15 protein-coding genes are annotated in these 17,120 nt (G+C 72.3%); 7 read left to right on the top strand and 8 right to left on the bottom strand.

What is annotated here, in order from left to right; all coding sequences use genetic code 11:
* The 4 genes from JQS43_RS15700 to JQS43_RS15685 all read left to right on the top strand — a co-directional run bounded on the left by JQS43_RS15700 (position 1) and on the right by JQS43_RS15685 (position 4,215).
* Positions 1-1,074, top strand: a complete 1,074-nt coding sequence (locus JQS43_RS15700) for an AAA family ATPase (RefSeq protein WP_239675140.1) — start codon at positions 1-3, stop codon at positions 1,072-1,074.
* Positions 1,071-2,384, top strand: coding sequence for a DUF58 domain-containing protein (locus JQS43_RS15695; protein WP_239675139.1), 1,314 nt, complete (start codon positions 1,071-1,073; stop codon positions 2,382-2,384). The genes JQS43_RS15700 and JQS43_RS15695 overlap by 4 nt, the downstream gene beginning before the upstream one ends.
* Positions 2,381-3,022, top strand: a complete 642-nt coding sequence (locus JQS43_RS15690; RefSeq protein WP_239675138.1) for a hypothetical protein — start codon at positions 2,381-2,383, stop codon at positions 3,020-3,022. The genes JQS43_RS15695 and JQS43_RS15690 overlap by 4 nt, the downstream gene beginning before the upstream one ends.
* Positions 3,023-3,216: 194 nt before the next feature.
* Positions 3,217-4,215, top strand: coding sequence for a DUF559 domain-containing protein (locus JQS43_RS15685; RefSeq protein WP_239675137.1), 999 nt, complete (start codon positions 3,217-3,219; stop codon positions 4,213-4,215).
* 121 nt (positions 4,216-4,336) lie between these two features.
* On the opposite strand, the gene JQS43_RS15680 is transcribed toward JQS43_RS15685, so the two are convergent.
* Positions 4,337-5,749 carry an acyltransferase family protein gene (locus tag JQS43_RS15680; protein ID WP_239675136.1) on the bottom strand — a complete coding sequence of 471 codons (1,413 nt, stop codon included), beginning with the start codon at positions 5,747-5,749 and terminating at the stop codon, positions 4,337-4,339.
* Between the two features lie 222 nt (positions 5,750-5,971).
* Here JQS43_RS15680 and JQS43_RS15675 point away from each other — a divergent pair, with 222 nt between their 5' ends.
* Complete coding sequence (locus JQS43_RS15675; protein ID WP_239675135.1) at positions 5,972-7,393, top strand: serine/threonine-protein kinase; 1,422 nt, start codon at positions 5,972-5,974, stop codon at positions 7,391-7,393.
* 96 nt (positions 7,394-7,489) lie between these two features.
* Here the strand turns inward: JQS43_RS15675 and JQS43_RS15670 are convergent, their stop codons facing one another.
* The 6 genes from JQS43_RS15670 to JQS43_RS15645 all read right to left on the bottom strand — a co-directional run bounded on the left by JQS43_RS15670 (position 7,490) and on the right by JQS43_RS15645 (position 15,209).
* Positions 7,490-10,243: an AAA family ATPase gene (locus tag JQS43_RS15670; protein ID WP_239675134.1), complete on the bottom strand. Its 2,754-nt coding sequence runs from the start codon at positions 10,241-10,243 to the stop codon at positions 7,490-7,492.
* A 126-nt stretch (positions 10,244-10,369) separates the two neighbouring features.
* Positions 10,370-11,314: an alpha/beta hydrolase family protein gene (locus JQS43_RS15665; RefSeq protein WP_239675133.1), complete on the bottom strand. Its 945-nt coding sequence runs from the start codon at positions 11,312-11,314 to the stop codon at positions 10,370-10,372.
* A 116-nt stretch (positions 11,315-11,430) separates the two neighbouring features.
* Positions 11,431-12,381, bottom strand: a complete 951-nt coding sequence (locus tag JQS43_RS15660; protein WP_239675132.1) for a hypothetical protein — start codon at positions 12,379-12,381, stop codon at positions 11,431-11,433.
* A 19-nt stretch (positions 12,382-12,400) separates the two neighbouring features.
* Complete coding sequence (locus tag JQS43_RS15655) at positions 12,401-13,036, bottom strand: TIGR03085 family metal-binding protein (protein WP_239675131.1); 636 nt, start codon at positions 13,034-13,036, stop codon at positions 12,401-12,403.
* 16 nt (positions 13,037-13,052) lie between these two features.
* On the bottom strand, positions 13,053-14,021 hold the full coding sequence (locus JQS43_RS15650) for a hypothetical protein (RefSeq protein WP_239675130.1): 969 nt from the start codon (positions 14,019-14,021) through the stop codon (positions 13,053-13,055).
* A 48-nt stretch (positions 14,022-14,069) separates the two neighbouring features.
* Positions 14,070-15,209 carry a citrate synthase gene (locus JQS43_RS15645; RefSeq protein WP_239675129.1) on the bottom strand — a complete coding sequence of 380 codons (1,140 nt, stop codon included), beginning with the start codon at positions 15,207-15,209 and terminating at the stop codon, positions 14,070-14,072.
* A 78-nt stretch (positions 15,210-15,287) separates the two neighbouring features.
* On the opposite strand from JQS43_RS15645, the gene JQS43_RS15640 reads away from it, so the two are divergent.
* Both JQS43_RS15640 and JQS43_RS15635 read left to right on the top strand, forming a co-directional pair.
* Positions 15,288-16,508: a citrate synthase gene (locus tag JQS43_RS15640; RefSeq protein WP_239675128.1), complete on the top strand. Its 1,221-nt coding sequence runs from the start codon at positions 15,288-15,290 to the stop codon at positions 16,506-16,508.
* Positions 16,509-16,565: 57 nt separating this feature from the next.
* Positions 16,566-16,868, top strand: a complete 303-nt coding sequence (locus tag JQS43_RS15635; RefSeq protein WP_239675127.1) for a metal-sensitive transcriptional regulator — start codon at positions 16,566-16,568, stop codon at positions 16,866-16,868.
* A gap of 23 nt (positions 16,869-16,891) precedes the next feature.
* Here JQS43_RS15635 and JQS43_RS15630 read toward each other — a convergent pair whose 3' ends face one another.
* Complete coding sequence (locus tag JQS43_RS15630; protein ID WP_239675126.1) at positions 16,892-17,101, bottom strand: heavy-metal-associated domain-containing protein; 210 nt, start codon at positions 17,099-17,101, stop codon at positions 16,892-16,894.
* Between the last annotated feature and the right edge of the window lie 19 nt (positions 17,102-17,120).

Genomic DNA, 17,120 nt, shown 5'->3' with positions numbered 1-17,120 from the left:
ATGAGCGACGAACCGCTGCCGCTGCCCGAGGTGTCGCGTCACGCCCGGGCGGTGCTGGACCAGGTCGGCACCGTGATCGTCGGCAAGCGTGAGCCGCTGGAGCTGATCCTCGCCGGGGTGCTCGCCGGCGGGCACGTTCTGCTTGAAGACTATCCCGGGCTGGCCAAGACGCTGACCGCCCGATGCTTCGCACAGAGCCTGGGCATGGAGTTCCGGCGGCTGCAGTTCACTCCTGACTTGTTGCCCGCCGACGTCACCGGCGCGTTCTACTTTGACCAGCGAGAGCGTGAGTTCGAGTTTCGGGCCGGGCCGGTCTTCACCAACCTGCTGCTCGCCGACGAGATCAACCGGACGCCGCCGAAGACCCAGTCGGCGCTGCTGGAGGCGATGCAGGAGCAGCAGGTCAGCGTCGAAGGGCGGACCTACCCGCTGCCGGCGCCGTTCCACGTGCTCGCGACCGCCAACCCGATCGAGTACGAAGGCACCTATCCGCTGCCCGAGGCGCAGCTGGACCGGTTCCTGCTGCGGGTCTCCTTCGGGTACCCCGAGCGGGTGGAGGAGCGGGCAGTGCTGCAACGCCGGATGGCCCGCCGCCGCGAACAAGCCATACTGGAACCAGTCATCGACCTCACCACCCTGCGCCGGGCACAGCTGGCGATGGAGGATGTGGCGGTGGAGGATTCGGTCTGCGCGTACCTTGTGGACCTGGTCGCCGCGACCCGCGAACACCGCAGCGTCCAGGTCGGTGCCTCGCCCCGCGGTTCGCTGGCGCTGCTGCTGGTCGCCCGGGCCCGGGCAGCGATGGCCGGCCGCGGCTACGTCACCCCAGAGGACGTCAAGCACGTCGCACCAGCCGCGTTGGCGCACCGGATCACGCTCCGGCCGGAGATGTGGCTGCGGCAGCTCGACCCGGCCGAGGTGGTCGCCGAGATCTGCGACCAGGTGGCGGTCCCCGCCTCGGACTCCCTCCCGGTTTACCAGGGCACCGAAACGGGCGGTGGTGCCCCCGTGCCGGCGAGCCGGCCCGACCCCGACGATCCGGTGCACCGCTACCACCAGGGAGTCGGCCGGTGAGCACACCCGTCGCCGGCGCCGGCTGGCGGCCCACCCGGGCGCTCTACCGGGCCACCCTGGTCGTGGCGTTGACGCTGCTCACGGCGGCGTTACTGGGCACCCGGGAGCTGGTGCTGTTGGCGGTGCCGGTGGCGGTGGGGACCGCCCTGGCGCTGCGTCGCCGCCCCGGGCAGCCGCCGGCCGCGAAGCTGCTACTCGACGAGCCCACCAGCGTCGAGGGCGGCCCGGTGGTCGGCCGGGTCCGGGTCGACAACGACACCCCGTACCCGCTGCTGTGTGTGGTGCATGCGCAGCTGCCGCCGTGGATCACCCCCCGGCACGGGGTCGGGTACTACGCCGCCGCCCTCCCCGCCGGCACCACCACCGGCCTGCTGTTGCAGGGCACCGCGCGGCGGTGGGGGAGGTACCGGCTGGGGCCCGCGGTCGCGCGGACCGTCGCCTGTGACGGGTTGCTCGTAGCCGACGGCGAGCCGCTGCCGGCGCTGCCGCTGGCGGTGTACCCGGCGGCCGAGAGCTTCGACGCCGAGCAGGCCATGCCGCGCGCCGGTGGCATCGTCGGCCAGCACCGTTCCCGACGCCCCGGCGAGGGCGGGGAGCTGGCCGACGTCCGACTCTTTCAACCCGGTGACCGGCTGCGCCGGTTGAACTGGCGGGTCACCCAGCGCACCGGTCAGCCGCATGTCAACACCACCTTCGCCGAACGCGACGCCGAAGTGTTGCTGCTGCTGGATGTCCGGCTAGAGGCCGGAGTGCCGGGCGGTCTCGGCGGCGGCGACAGCGTGCTCGACCGGACGGTTCGCGCCGCTGCGGCGATCACCGAACACTTCGCCCACCAGGGCGACCGGGTGGCGCTGGTCGAGTACGGTCAGCGGCTGCGCCGGCTGCGCGCCGGCACCGGGCGCCGGCAGTACCTGTCCGCGCTGGAGTGGTTGGTGGCGACCGACCGCACCCCGACCGGCTTCGCCCCCAACACCCGGCTGCTGAGCAGCGGCCTCAAACCGCCCACCGCACTGGTGATCGTGCTGACGCCGTTGCTGGACCTGCAGAGTGCCCAGCTGCTCGCGACGCTGACCCGCACCGGCCGTTCCCTGGTCACCGTGGACACGCTGCCGGAGCAGGTACGCCCGCCGGTCGAGGGAGCGTGGACCTCGGTCGCGACCCGACTCTGGCAGGTAGAGCGGGCAAACACCATCGGCCGGCTCCGGGCCGCCGGAGTGCCGGTCGAACCCTGGCAGGGGGCCGGCAGCCTCGACCTGATGCTGCGGCATGTGGCCCGGCTCGCCACCACCGCGCGGGTGATGGCGCGATGAACCGTCGATCCGGCCTGCGCCATCCGCTGCTGGAACGGATGCTCCACTACGCGGCCCAGCTCCGGGCCTGGGCAGGTCGAACCACTCGGGCGGGCCTGGCCATGCGGTCGCTGGTGGGCCTCACCGGTGCGCTCACGGTGCTGTTCGCCGCACCGCCCAGCCGGCTCGGGGCGGCGCTGCCGCTCGCGGCGGGGCTCGCGCTGGTGGCCGCCGCCCGCCCGGGTGGACGGTGGCCACTGTTGCTGTCGCTGGTCTCGGTCGGACTGGTGGCGCTCCAGCTCTCCGATGGGGTGGGCAACCCCTTGCTGCTGGTGGCCCCGGTGGCGGTGCTGCTCTACCTGCACCACAGTGCGGCGGCGGTGGCGGCGCAGCTGCGACCCGAGACGGTCATCCCGAGGGCGGTGTTCCGCCAGTACGCGGTCCGGGCCGGCGCGGTGCTCGCGGTCGCCACCCCGGTGGGCTTGGCGGTGGTGGCGCTGCCGGCACCGGCGACCTGGTCGGCCACCGCCTTCCTGGCGCTGGGCATGGTGGCGGCAGTAGGTGTGACAGCGCTGCTACTCAGACTGGTCGACCGCCCCGCCCCCGACCGTCCCGCCCCCGACCACCCCACCCCCGACCGCCCTGCCCCTCGCCCGTGATCAACTTCCCTGGAGCTGTACGACACGCAGCGTGTCGTACAGCTCCAGGGAAGTTGACCTTGGCGGGTTAGCTGGGGCCTGATCGCTCTGTCCACCCGCAGGCCCGGTGGGCAGTTTTCCACAGTCGGGTCGCTATCCACATGTTGATCGTCAGGGGGTGGCGAATCGGTGACTGAGCTCGCCATCCTCGACCCGTGAATCCAGAGTTGGACATGTTGCTGGCTCGCAGCGGCGGGGTGCTGACCCGGGCACAGGCTAGCGAGGTGGTGCCGGGGTGGGTGCTCGACCACGCCAACCGGCTCGGTGAGCTGCGCCGAGTCTTGCCGGGGGTCTATCTCGACGGGCGAGGTCCCGACGGGCGGGCCCAGAGTCGTCGGGCGGGGGAGGGGCGGGCGCGCGATGGCCGTGCGCCGGCCGAACCGCGCCTGAACCTCCGGGCGGCGTTGGCGTGGCTCGACCAGCGAGGAGCGCTGAGCCACACCAGTGCGCTCGCGGTGTGGGGGCTGCACGAGCCGGTGTCCACCGAGCCGGTGCACGTGACCGTGCCGCCGTCGGTGCGGTTGCGATCGCAACCTGCGATCGTTGGGTTCCCGGGAGTCGAGGTGCATCGCCGTGGCGACTTCCGGGCACAGCCTCCGCATGTGCTGGAGCGCGACCAACACCTGGTGACGCCGCTCGACCGTTCGCTGGTGGACGCTTGGGCGGTGCTCCCGGTCGGCGAGCGACGCGGCCCCCTGATCAACGCGGTGGCCGACCGGCTTACCACTCCGGACCGGCTGCAAGCGGGGTTGGCGAGCAGGGTGCGGTTGCCGGGCCGCACCGAGTACGCGGAATTGGTCTCCCTGCTGGCCGCCGGCTGTCTGAGCCCATTGGAGATCTGGGGACACCAGCACGTCTTCACGGGTCCAGGCATGCCGCGGTTCCGTCGACAGGTGCGGCTGCCGGTTGGTCGTCGGAGCATCTATCTGGACGTATTTGCTGAGGCGGAGCAGGTCGACTTCGAGCTCGACGGTGCCGCGCACCATGGCGACCGGCGAGCGCGGGAACGCGACCTGCGTCGGGATGCGTTGCTCGCGACCCTCGGCATCCTGGTGGTGCGGTTCAGCCATCGGCGGCTCGTCACCGAGACCGAGTCGGTCCGCCAGGAGATCCGGGCGGTCCTGGCGAGCCGCCGAAACGTAGGCCGTTCGTGATCAACTTCCCTGGAGCTGTACGACACGCCGCGTGCCGTACAGCTCCAGGGAAGTTGATCACCGAGGCGAAGCGCGGGGTGATCGGAGACGAGACCCGACGGGACAGGACGGGACGGGACGGTCAGACGGGCTGCGACTCGCGACTCGGTTTGCTGGCGGCGGCCAACCGGGACTGCCAACAGCCGCGGGCCAGCCGCAGCACCCCGGCGCCGGCCAGGTAACCCAGCAACGCCCCGGTCGGGAGGCCGAAGAACCCGTCGTAGTCGCCCAGCTCCGCCATCGCGATCCCGAGCAGGCCACCCAGCGTCGCCGCATACCCGACGACGGTGATCACCAGTAGCCGACCGGGCGTGCCGGCGACCGCGTCCGCCACCGGTGTCGGGAGCAGCCGGGGCGGGCCGGACTCGGCCGCCTTGGCGCTAGGCATCGCCCGCGCCTCCACCCGGCCGAAGGCCAGCACCAGCCCGGCTAGCACCAGCGCCAGGATCAGCAGCCACGGCAGCTGCCACCACAGCCAGGCGGTGCTGTCGACCGGCGGGGTCGGTAACAGACCCAGGGCGTGCAGCCCGACAGAGGCGAAGACCACCGCGCTCATGTGCCAGAGGAACACGGTCAGGATTACCGCATTGACCGCGACTACCACGGTCCAGACCCGGGGTCGTTGCAGCCACCGCTCGGACGGATTGCGCAACAGCAGGATCAAGCCGAGTTGGGTGGCGGCCAGCGCCACCATGGCCAGGGTCGGCGGGGACGAGTTCTGCATCAGCTCGCCCGGTACCGTCACCATGCTGACCGGATACGGGCCGACCGTCGTGAGCAGCAGCAGCGTGGTGAAGCCGCCGAGCAGCAGCGGCAGCGACACCGACCGGCGGTTGGGTAGCTGACCATCGTGCCAGGCGAAGCCGATCTGGTGGATCGCCAGCCAGGCGAAGAGGAAGTTGCCGTAGCCGGGCTCCTCCGCACCGAGCTGGAAGCGGAGCACGTCGCCGAGCAGCACCGGCAACAGCAACAAGACCGGCACCAGCAGCCCCAACCGTTGATGCAGCGAGTACATCACCGGACTCAGCACGATCATGCCCAGGTACGCGACGAGGAACCAGAGCGGGATCGAGACCAGCCAGGTCGCCATCCCCACCTGTTCCGGGTCGGCCCCCAGCAGCCTCGCCGTGGCGGCCAGTGCCGCCACGACCACCAGCAGCACGGTGGTGGGGCGCACCAGCCGGGCGCTGCGGTCAAGCAGCCAGCCCGCGTCGCTGCCGCCGCGTCGCCGGTGGGCGGTGAGCGAGGCTGCGTTGGCGAAGCCACCGACCATGAAGAAGACCGGCATCACCTGGAACACCCAGGTGAGCGGGTGGCTCCAGGACAGCTCACCGAGCGCGCTGAACCCGGTCAGCTCACCCTGGCCGTCGTACTCGACCGCGATCATCAGCCAGTGGCCGGTGACCACCGCGCCGATGGCGACCGCGCGCAGCAGGTCGATATGGCGTTCTCGCCGCGAGGGAGTCTGTGCGGCGGCTTCTCGGATACTGGTCACGGTTCCCAGACTAAGAATCGGTGCCGGCGGTGGCCTGAGTATCCGCACCCACCGAGGTAGGCGGTCACACCCGGCGCTGGCCCGGCAGCGTGGTCACGGTCGGTTATGCCCGTATCGGTACCCGGGTGGACGGAGGGCTACACCGGCTCGGCCGGTGCGCACCGGTAGCGAGGGTCGGCTACGGTGACCTGGTCCGTGCCGAAGCTGTAGGGGGAGAGGTCCATGTCGGGTCCGGGAGATGTGCTCGGGCAACGGTACCGGTTGGATCAGCGGATCGGCGGCGGTGCCATGGGAGAGGTGTGGCGGGGCACCGATACCGCCCTGGACCGGACCGTCGCGGTCAAGATCGTGCGGCAGGAGCTGCTGGAGCTGCCCGAGTTTCGGGAGCGGTTCCTGGTGGAGGCCCGCACGATGGCCCGGATCAAGCACTCCGGGGTGGTGGGCGTCCACGACTATCACAGCGACCCCGAGCTGGCCTTTCTGGTCATGGAGTACATCGACGGCGAGTCGTTGTCGCAGCGGCTCTATCGGACCGGCCGCCTCGCACCGGCCGAGGCGATGTCGATGGTCGCGCAAGCGGCCGATGCGTTGCAGTCCGCGCACGACACCGGGGTGGTGCACCGGGATGTCAAGCCGGGCAATCTGCTGGTTGCCGACGGGACCCGAGTGGTGCTGACGGATTTCGGGATTGCCCGCACCGTGGCCTCGGCGCCGTTGACCGCCACCGGGGCGTTGATCGGCACGATGTCCTATTTGGCGCCGGAGCAGGTGCTGGGCAAGCCCGCCACCGCCCAGTCCGACGTGTATGCGCTGGGCGTGGTGGCCTACGAGTGCTTGACCGGGGACCGACCCTTCCCCGGCGAGAATCCCTTCGAGATCGCGATGAAGCGCACCGAAGGGCCGCCGCCGCCGTTGCCGCCGGAGATTCCGGGGCAGGTCCGGGACGTGGTGGAGCAGGCGTTGGCGGTCTCGCCGGAGGAGCGGTGGTCGTCGGCCGCGGCGTTTGCCCGAGCAGCCAGGAAGGCGGCGTCGGGTGGTGCCGCCGGCCGGGCGTCGGTGCCGGCGTCGGCGGGGCCGCCAGCCGGGCCGCAGTCTGGGCCGCCGGCTGCGACGGCCGCGCCGGTCTCCGCCGATGCCGCGCCAGGTGCGCCGGGTTTCTCGCCGTCCTCCGGCGGGTTCCAGGGTGCGCCCTCTTCTTCCGGCTACTCGCCGACCGGTGGGCCGGCACCGATGACCCCGCCGGCCGCGGGATTCCCGGCGACCGGGTATCCACCACCGGCCCAGGTTGGACCATCCTATCCAGCCCCGGGGCCGCCGCCGGGTTACGGTCCAGCGGGGTTCGGCCAACCAGGCGGTTACCCGCCCGCGCCGCCCTACCCCCACCAGCGTGGCCCGCAGAACACCTTCGGCCTGCTCGGCATGATCTTTGGCATTCTCGGTATCCCGTTCGGAGTGTGCTGTGGGCTATTCGGCCTACCGGTAGCCATCGCGGGTGTCGTGCTCGGTGTGATCGGTGTGCGCAAGGCCATGAACGGTGAAGCCACCAACCGCGGGATGGCGGTCGCCGGGGTGATCTGCGGCGCGGTGGGGATCCTGCTGGCTTTCCTCTTCGTCCTGCTCGGGCTGGCGCTCGACTTCGCGTGAGGCCGGCGCTCGCCGTACTGACCGCCCTCAGTTGACCATGAGGTTAGGGGTCGAAAATGGCTCCGATCATGTACCTAGGTCCATGATCATCGTGAGTTAGCCGAACCGGCGGGCCAGCTCTACTCGGGACCTGATGCCCAGCCGGTGGAAGATGTTGCGCAGGTGATGGTCCACCGTACGAGGGCTCAGGAAGAGTTGGGCGGCGACCTCCCGGTTGGTCGCGCCCCGAGCCACCAATTCGGCGATCCGGCGCTGCTGAGCGGTGAGCGCGGGCTCGGGGTCGGTGGCCGGGTGGGCGAACGCGTCAGCCGCCGGGACCGGATGGTTTGTACTATGGACGGTGACGGGCTCGCCCGCCGCCCGGAGCTCTGACCCCGCCCGCTGCGCCCAGCTTGGTAGGGAGAGCCGGGCGAAGATCTCCCACGCCTGGTGCAGATGCGCCCGCGCCTCCCGGGGTCGCCGGAGCCGCCGCAGCGCCTGACCGTAGAGCAGTTCGCACCGCGCCTGCTCGAACTCGCCGCCGTCGAGTTGGTGCAGCCGGCGCGCCTCGGCGAAGTGGCTGACCGCGGCCGGGCTGCCCGGCGGCGCCATCAGCGCCCGGGACCGGGCGGCGAGCGCCGAGGGTAGGTGGCCGACGGTGGCGCCGGCCCAGCGGGAGAAGACCGCCAGTACGCTGCGCGCCCGCTGCCGTTGTCGGCCGCCGGTTACCGCCGCCTCGACCAACCAGTGGGCGGCCATCAACTGGACCGTGACCTGGCCCCGACCCGACCCGGGGTCGCCGACCGCCGCTAGCCGGTCCGCGGCCGCGCCCGGCTGACCGGCGCCGAGCTCGAGCACCGCCAGCGCCCACTGGGCCAGGGCCGCCGGCCGGCTGCTGGGTCCGGCGCCGCGCGGGAGCGCGAGCTGGCCGAGCCAGTGACGGCACCCTGGTGCGTCGCCTCGCACTGCGGCGAGGACCGCGCGCAGCGCCAGATGGTCGGCGGCGTAGCCGGGTTGACCGCTGGCGTGGGCGGCGCGGAGACCGTCGCGGCAGCCGACCTCGGCAGCGTCGAAGTCGCCCAGGGCGAAGCGTGCCCGCGCCAGCAGTTCGAACGCCAGCGGCAGCGCCGCGACATCGCCGCGGTCCTGGCCGGTCGCCACCGCCCGGGTAGCGAGCCGTTGCACCGTGGGGTAGTCGGCGAGCAGCAGGCCCGCCCAGGCGGCGAGGGTCAACCCCGCCGGTTCGGGCAGCTGCTCGGCCAGGCTCACCACCTGCCGGAGCGCACCGACCGCGGCCTGCGGGCGGCCCTGGAAGGTCTCGGTGAAGCCCGCCAGGTAGGCGAGCATCTGCTGTTCGGCCACCGCGCCGGTCTCGGACGCGCCGGTCTCGGTAGGGCGCAACGCCCGGAGTTGGTCGGCGATCTCGGCGTAGGGCTGCTGGGCGCCGGTGAACCAGGCCGCCTCCACCGCCCACAGCAGCGCGCGGAGCGCCAGGTCGCGACGGTGCTCGGCGAGCACCGTCGCGGCTGGCAGGAGCGTCGCGAGGGCGTTGGCGGGTTCCCCGGCGCGGAGCTCGATCTCGCTGTGCAGGAGTCGTAGTTCGGCGGCGACCTTGCCGGTGGCGCCGGATCGGGCGCGGTGCAGTAGCCGGCGGGCGCGGCCCGGGTGGCCCCCGAGCCACGCGTACCGGGCTGCGAGGACCTGGCGGCGGGCGGCCTCGGCGGGCTGGCCGGTGAGGTTGGCGGCGCGGGCCAGTGCGCTGGCGGCCCGGCGGTGGTCGCCGGTGGTCGCGGCCGCCTCGCCGACGCAGACCAGGGCGCTGCCCCGCTGCGGCAGCGGCGCCGCCTCGGCGACCAGGGTGCGCACTAGCGGTCGGACGAACCGCACCACCTCGCCGCTGGTCTGGATCAGCCCAGCACGTTCGGCGGGGGCTAGGGCGGCGATGTCCACCCCAGAGCGGGCGGCTGCCGCGACCAGGCAGCGTACGGGCAACCGGCGCTCGGCGGCGATGAGTAGCAGCAACCACTGGGTGTCGGCCGGCAGTTGGCCGACGCGCTGCTGGTAGGTGCGGCGCAGGTGGCTCTCCGGCGGCAGGCTTGCCGGACCCGGCGCGTCGCCGGCGAGTTGGGCGGGGGAGAGCGCGCCGGCGAGGTCGCAGAGTGCTTGTGGGATACCACCGGCGAGCTGGAGCAGATGCCGGACGAGCGGCTCGGGGAGCGGGGCACCGGCCGGGCGGACACCGCGGGTCTGGTCGGCGAGCAGCGCCCGACCCGCCGCGGCGGGCAGCGGGGGTAGCCGGGTGGTCGGCACCCCGGCGAGGCTCGGGTTCGGGGCGGTCGCGATCAGGGCGATCCGGGTGCCGGCGAGCCGCCGGGCGACCAGCCCGAGCACATCCTGGGAGGCGGCGTCGAGCCGGTCGAGGTCGTCCACGCAGCACAGCAGGGGTCGGTCGCGGGTAGCGGTGTCGAGCAGGGTGAGCAGCGCGGTGCACCGGACGAGTTCCCCGGTGCCGAGCGGGGCGGGACCGCCGCCGAGCAGCTCAGACAAGGCGGTGAGCTGGGCGGCTGGCAGGGCCGGGGCCGGTTGGCACAGGGGCCGCACCAGCCGGTGCAGGGCGGCGTAGGGCAGCGACGCCTCGGCCGCCACTCCGGCGGTGGTGAGGGTGGTGAAGCCGGCGTGGCGGCCGGCGGTGGTGGCGTGGCCGAGCAGCACGCTCTTGCCGATGCCTGGCTCTCCTACCAGCTGCAACGCTGCGCCGTGCCCGGCGGCGGCGGCGGTTAGCAGCTCATCGATCGCCGCTTGCTGGTCGGCGCGGCCGGGTAGCCGGCCGGTCAGGGCTGGCGGGTCGCTGCGGCTGCGGGCGGTGTCCACGATCGCTATTGTTACCCGCGAGTATCATTGCTGTCGATCGCCGGTTACGCCGTCCCGGAGCGTGACCGCCCGGTGTCCGGGGCGCTGGCGATCGCCGGCACCCCGGACACCGGGGAGATGTGCGGGCTAGGTCGTGTGCGGACAGGTGTCCCGGTAGTCGGAGAAGTCGCTGAACAGCCCAGTCGCTGGCGGTGGGCACAGGAACTGCTCGTATCGGGTGTCGAAGTCGACGAACCGCTTCAACCAGGAGACGATCAGCTTGCCCACTGTCGCGTCCCGGGACAGCGGGAAGTAGTGGCCCTCGCCCCGCATCTCCGCGTACGCCTTCTGGGAGGAGCCGGGGATCGCCTCGTAGATCGGGATCGAGTGGGAGCGGACCGGGGCGACAGCGTCCCGCTGACCGCCGATCACCATGGTGGGAGTTTGGACCCCGCCCCAGAGCGACGATAGGTGCCACGGGGTGAGCGGCACGGAGGCCAGCAGCGAGGTGCGGGTCCGGGTGGCCTGGACCGCGCCACCGCCGCCCATCGAGTGGCCGGAGACCGCCAGCCGGTCCGGGTCTACCCGATGCCGCTCGGAACTCTGGTCGACGAGGTAGTCCAGGGCGTTGAGCAGCTGGGTGGAGCGCGAACCGGGCTGGTCGAAGCGGGAGTTCGTGTTGATGCCGATCACCACGAAACCGTGCGAGGCCAGGAACGGTCCGAGCCAGTCGATGGTGGACCAGCTGGCGGTGTACCCGGGCGAGATCGCGATCGCGCCGAAGGTGCCGTCGCTGGTGGTCACCGGGTAGTAGATCCGGCCGCCGCCGAAGCCACTGACCAGGGAGGAGACCCGGGTGGAGCTGGTGGTGTAGGGGCCGCTGGGAGCCTCCAGGGCGCTCTCGGTCGGGTTCGGCCCCCGCCAAAACTGTTCGTCGGCGAGTGCGCTCGGGGCGACCGCGGTGCTGCCGACGGTGAGCGCCACCGCGGTGGCGATGGTGGCGGCGGCGCGGGCGAGCCAGCGCCGACGGTGGCGTTGCGGGGTAAGGTCCGGCGGTCGGTCCGCCAGCTCTGAAGCGGAGAATCGGGGCATGACGCCTCCTTGCGGGAACGGGGTCGCCACCTCCCTGGTGGCGGGCCCCGGCGGATCGATGCCCACCATCGTCGCGAGCCTCGGTCCGCCGCCGCATCGGCGAAATCACCGGTCTATCAGCCGTCGCCGAGCCAATCCCGGTAGCGGGTCAACTCCGCCTGGTGGCGGTCGATGAAGGACTGCTCCAGCTCTAGCGTTACGGCGCGCCGAACCCCGAGGACATGTCGGCGCTGGCACTCGTAGTCGACCGGGGCGAGCGCCAGCTCGTACTCGCGGACCTCCGCCCGCCGGTCCGGGTCGGGAGAGTCGACGGGGCCCGGATCGAGCGTCGGATCGGCCGGCGGCACCCCGCCGGGCAACCGGTCGAAGACCGACTGCCGGGCGTCGCGTGGCTCGGTCAGGTCGGGGTGGCCGGCGTCGGCCATGCACTCCGCCCACTGGGCGTGCGCCGTAGCGAGCCGGGGGTCGGTGTCGATCTCCTGATATAGCTGGTTCATCTCTCCAGTCAGGTCGGCGAACTCGGTCCAGCCGGCTTCCCGGTCGGCGGGGTCGCCGTAAACCTGGCCGGAGGAGCGCAGGTAACAGCCCCCGCCCGCGGCCGGGTCTCCCCACAGCGCCTCGTCGTACTCCGTCTGTTCGGCCGGCAGGAGCTGGTCGCGGAGTTCGGTGTTGGGGTCCTGGTACGGCTCCACGTCGATGGTGGTCGCACCGTACCCGTACCGGTGGGCGAATTCCCGGGGCGGCAACTCGTAGGCGGCCAGCAGTTCGCTGCCGATCCGTTCGCTGATCGGCACCGCGACATACTCGAAGCCGGCGTCGAGCATGCACTCGGCCACCAGCTCCGTGACGAGATCCTGGCGGTCGCGCTCGGCCTGGTCGAGCTGGGGCAGGGTCAGCTGGTCGCGGGGTGGCGTGCCGAGGAACTCGGCTAGTGGGCTGGCGTTCGCGACCGGCTTGGCCACCATCGTCGCGCTGGCGGTGCAGCCGGTGAGGAGCAGGGCGGGTGCGGCTATCGCTGCGGCGCCGCGCCGCAACGCGCGTCGCCAGTGGGTCCGGGCGCTCGGCATGCCCCGCAGCGTACCTGGGTCATAGCCCGAGGTTGGCGCTGGTGATCCGGGCGGTGAGCGGGGCTGGCCCGGCGACGGTGACCTGGCTGTGGGTCTGCCGTCCGGAGAGGAAGATCACCAACTCGCCGGGATCGCCGGTGAGCTGGACCGGCTCCGGACCGGGCCGGCCGGTGCGGAGCTCGCCGTGGCCCTGCGAAACGACGACCACCGGCGCCGGGAAGCGCCGAAGCCGAAACCGTGCGATCGCCCGCACCCGCCGCCACAGGGTGTCGGCGAGGCTCTGCGGTAGCGGTCGGGGCTGCCACTGCGGTTGAGCGCGTCGGACATCTTCGTGATGGATGAACATCTCCATGCTGTTGATCGCTCCGTCGACCCAGCCCAGGCGGGTGGGTGCCCACCGAGGTGGTCGGCGCAGCTCGTCGACCAGCTCCGGAAAGGGGCGGCGGGCGATCTCGCCCTGGACCCGGTCGGCGTAGCTCGCCAGCCGGCTGAACGCGAACCCGCCAGCGGCGAGCGGGCGCCGCTCCCGGACCAGCAGGTGGGCGGCGAGATCCTGGGTCTGCCAGCCTGCGCAGAGCGTGGGCTGGTCGGGACCGAGTCGGGCCAGCAGGTCGCACAGCGCGGCCCGCTCCCGCCGGGAATCGGAACTGGTCACATGAGTAATAGTGCCACTACACCGGCGCGGGTGGGGAGGCGGCCGGCGTCGGTGCCGGCGCGGCCGGCGCAGCTGCGGCCAGTACGGCCGGCCGCTGCGCGCGGACGTGCGCCGCGAAGGCCAGCACCACCGCGAACATGCAGCAGACCGCGAACAGCTCCACCGACTCCTCGATCAGCCCGTCCACTACGAAGTAGTGGGCGCGTTCCTGGGTCTGGTCGGGCGCGGCCGGGAAGCGGCCGCCGAAGAAGACCCGGTCGATCCCGGCGCCGAGCGTGCTGTAGAGGTCGCCGAGGTGGCGAAGCCCGGAGCCGATCGACGCGAACGCGTACAACGTCACCGAGGTGACCAGGTACGGCCGGATCGGCGGGACCCGCCACACGTGGCGGCCGTGGCGCAGCACCGCGTAGAGCGGCAGCGCGGCCAGCGCCGCGAAGTAGGGGACGTCTGAGAAGACCTGGTACGGCAGGCCGGCGACGGTCTCTCCCAGGTGGAGCCGGACGGCGCCACTGATCGCGTGCCGGATGTCGCCGGACTCTTCGACGAGCATGAACCCGAGGCCGAGGCCGATCAGGAAGAAGAAGGTGGCGGCGCCGGCGTACCGGCCGCCGGCGAGCCGCCCCGCCAGGTATCCGGCGGCGAGGATGAGCACCGCGTACACGAACCACTGGCTTACTTCGACCAGGTGGTCGTTGAACAGGTATGTCCACATCGGCTTCGGCAGCTGGTCGCCGACTCCGCCGAGGTTGGCGATGTCGACCGCCAGGAAGACCGCCCAGGCGGTGATGACGAGCGTGGCGGCGGCGGCGATCACCCGGCGTGGGCGCAGCCGCAGCAGCGCCGGCCACGGCGCGTCGACCGTGGCCGGCGGGGCGCTGACCGGGGGGATCATGGCCGGGGCCGGGCTCACCGGCGCCGGAGTGGACTCGGTGGGAACCGACTCGGCGGCAGCGGAATCCGACGACGGGGCGGCGCTGTGGGTCATGGCTGGTGAGACTACCGGAGGGCGGTTCAGCCAGCGGGAACCAGCCGTTTACCCGATCGTCGGCACCGGTTGCGGGGCCGGCGGACCGGTGTAGCGTGCGGCTGGTCGGATGATCTTCGGATCCTGCGCCTGCTCCAGGATGTGCGCGCCCCAACCGATCACCCGGCTGCAGGCGAAGGTCGGGGTGAACAGGTCACGCGGCAGGCCGCACTGGTCCATCACCACCGCCGCGTAGAACTCCACGTTGGTGTGTAGTGGCCGGCCCGGCTTCAACTCGGCGAGCAGCGCCAGCACCCTTTCCTCCACTGTGATGGCGAACTCCGCCAGCTCGCCCCCGAGGGCGGTAGCGAGGTTGCGGAGCAGCACCGACCGCGGGTCGGCGGTGCGGTAGACCGGGTGGCCGAAGCCCATGATCCGTTCGCCGGTGGCGATCCGGCGCCGGATCTCGGCATCGATCCGGTCCGGGGTCCCGATCTCCTCCAGGGTCTCCAACGCCCGGCTGGGCGCGCCGCCGTGCAGCGGTCCGGAGAGCGCCCCGATCGCGCCGCAGAGGCAGGCGAACAGGTCGGCGCCGGTGGCCGCGATGACCCGGGCAGTGAAGGTGGAGGCGTTGAATCCATGCTCGATCGTCGAGATCAGGTACTGCTCGATGGCGCGGGCGTGGCGCGGGTCCGGCTCGACGCCGGTGAGCTGGTAGAGGTAGTTCGCGGCGTACGGCAGCTCCGGGTGGGGGTCGATCGGCTGTTGGCCGTGGCGCAGCCGGTGCAGCGCCGCCACGATGGTGGGGGTCACCGCACCGGCGAAGAGCGCGTCCATCCGGCGCTGCGCCGGGTTCAGGTCCCGTAGTGCCCGGGCGTTCCGCGCCGCTCCCGCGAGCGAGAGGGCGGTTCGTAGTCCGTCGAGTGGGCCGGCGGTGGTGGCGATCGCCGGCAGTAGTGGTCGCAGCGCGGGCGGCAGCGTGCGCAGCCGCGCCACCTCAGCGGCGAACGAGTCGCGGGCCGCCGGGCTCGGCAGCTCGCCGTCGAGCAGCAGCGCCCAGACCTCCTCCAGGCTGCACTGCTCGGCGAGGTCTACCGCGGAGTACTGCCGGTAGTGGTAGAAGCCCGCTTCCCCTTGGACATCGCTCAACTCGGTGTCGGTGACCACCACGCCGGCCAGGCCGCGGGGCACCTCGATTGTCTGACTCATGATCGCTCCCTTCTGCGGCCCCATCCTGCTCAGGTTGTCATGTATCGTCAACGTTGACGAATCAACGTAAGGACCTTCATGACCGGGTTGACCACGGCACAGGTCGCCGACCAGCTCGGCGTCAAGCCGGAGACGGTGTACGCGTACGTCAGCCGCGGCCTGCTCAGCCGCGCCCGGGCACCGGGCGGGAAGGGGAGCCGGTTCGACCCGGCGGAGGTGGCGCTGCTCGCCGCCCGCAACGGGCGCCGGGGCGGCCGGCCGATGGCGGCGGCGCCGGCGGTGCGGACCGCGCTGACCCTGATCGACCAGGGCCGGCTCGGCTACCGTGGCCGGGACGCGGTCGAGCTCGCCGCTGCCGAGTCGTTCGAGACGGTGGCGCACTGGCTGTGGACCGGGCAGCTGGACTCCGCCTGCTCGTTCACCGCACCCGCTGAGCTGGTCGAGCCGGCTCGCGCCGCGGCTGCCTCGCTGCCCACCGCGACCCGGCTGACGGACCGGATCAGGGTGCTGCTCACGCTGGCCTCGGCGGCCGACCCGATGCGGTTCCGAACCGACCCGGCGGCGGTGGTCGCCACCGGTTCGACGATGCTCGCCACCATGATCGACGCGTTGCCGCTGCGGGGCGCTGAACCGCAGGCCGGCCGACTCGCCGACCGGTTGTGGCCCCGACTGACCGGCGCTCCCACTGTGCCCGCCGGGGTGGAGGCGCTCAACGCGGCGCTGGTGCTCGTCGCCGACCACGACCTCGCCGCCTCGACCGTGGCCGCCCGGGTGGCCGCCTCGACCCGGGCCCACCCGTACGCGGTGGTGGCGGCCGGGCTGGCCGCGTTCGACGGGCCGTTGCACGGCGCTGCGGCCAACCACGCCCACCGGGTCCTCGCCGAGGCGATCGAGTCGGGCGATCCGGTGGGGGTCTTCTCCGAGCGGCTGCGCACTGACGGCCGGGTCGCCGGCTTCGACCCGCACGTCAACCGTGCCTATCCGGACGGCGACGTCCGGGCGGCGGCGTTGCTGGCGCGGTTGCCCGAGTTGCCGGCCGCGCCGGCGGTTCGGGCCGGGATCGACGGTCTGGTCGCCGCCGCTCGCGAACGGTCACCGAGCCCGCCGAATATCGAGTTTGCGCTCGCCGCGCTCGCACAGGTGGCGCAGATGCCCGCCGACGCCGGGGAGGCGATCTTCGCTATCGGCCGGACCGCCGGGTGGCTCGCCCACGCACTGGAGGAGTACCAGGAGCCGGGCCTGCGGTTCCGGCTCACCGGTAGCTACGTCGGGCCTCCGCTGGACTCCCTTACCGGGTAGGGGTTGACCGTCAGCCTACCGGCGGGCAGTCGGTCCGGCGGCCGCTATCCTTGGGGCATGCCCAGCGCGCCCACCCCGCCCACCCGTGGCTACACCGCCTCCAAGGAGCAGTTGCAGGCTCGACTGCGCCGGATCGAGGGTCAGGTACGCGGCATCGAGCGCATGGTCGACGAGGATCGCTACTGCATCGACGTGATCACACAGATCTCGGCGATCCAGGCGGCGCTCGACAAGGTGGCGTTGGGCCTGCTCGACGGTCACGTGCGGCACTGCATGCACGAAGGTGCGACCGATGGCCGCGCCGACGAGATGGCGACCGAGATGATGGGCGCGGTCGGCAGGTTGATGAAGCGGGGCTGACCGCACCCGTCGCCGCCTGCCGGTCAGGCGGTGACGACCTCGTACCCGGCCTCCTCGACGGCCTCGGCCACCGCCTGGTCGTCGACCGGGCCGGTGCTGGTCACCGTCACCTCACCCGCCTTGAGGTCGACGGTGACCTCGACGGCCCCGGCGACCTTGCTGACCTCCTCGGTCACCGAGCGAGCGCAGTGGTCGCAGGTCATGCCCTTGACGGTGTAGGTGTGCGACATCATCGCGGAGTCTCCTTCTGGT

It is taken from the genome of Natronosporangium hydrolyticum, from assembly GCF_016925615.1.
Lineage (GTDB): Bacteria > Actinomycetota > Actinomycetes > Mycobacteriales > Micromonosporaceae > Natronosporangium > Natronosporangium hydrolyticum.
The sequence above is the reverse complement of the archived record's forward strand: the minus strand, read 5'-3'. Positions and strand labels throughout refer to the sequence as shown.

Bases quoted from the DNA above. Each gene is read 5' to 3' on its own strand.
- JQS43_RS15700 (WP_239675140.1), top strand. From the start codon at position 1: ATGAGCGACGAACCGCTGCCGCTGCCCGAGGTGTCGCGTCACGCCCGG.
- JQS43_RS15690 (WP_239675138.1), top strand. From the start codon at position 2,381: ATGAACCGTCGATCCGGCCTGCGCCATCCGCTGCTGGAACGGATGCTC.
- JQS43_RS15675 (WP_239675135.1), top strand. From the start codon at position 5,972: ATGTCGGGTCCGGGAGATGTGCTCGGGCAACGGTACCGGTTGGATCAG.
- JQS43_RS15665 (WP_239675133.1), bottom strand. From the start codon at position 11,314: ATGCCCCGATTCTCCGCTTCAGAGCTGGCGGACCGACCGCCGGACCTT.
- JQS43_RS15660 (WP_239675132.1), bottom strand. From the start codon at position 12,381: ATGCCGAGCGCCCGGACCCACTGGCGACGCGCGTTGCGGCGCGGCGCC.
- JQS43_RS15650 (WP_239675130.1), bottom strand. From the start codon at position 14,021: ATGACCCACAGCGCCGCCCCGTCGTCGGATTCCGCTGCCGCCGAGTCG.
- JQS43_RS15645 (WP_239675129.1), bottom strand. From the start codon at position 15,209: ATGAGTCAGACAATCGAGGTGCCCCGCGGCCTGGCCGGCGTGGTGGTC.
- JQS43_RS15640 (WP_239675128.1), top strand. From the start codon at position 15,288: ATGACCGGGTTGACCACGGCACAGGTCGCCGACCAGCTCGGCGTCAAG.
- JQS43_RS15635 (WP_239675127.1), top strand. From the start codon at position 16,566: ATGCCCAGCGCGCCCACCCCGCCCACCCGTGGCTACACCGCCTCCAAG.
- JQS43_RS15630 (WP_239675126.1), bottom strand. From the start codon at position 17,101: ATGATGTCGCACACCTACACCGTCAAGGGCATGACCTGCGACCACTGC.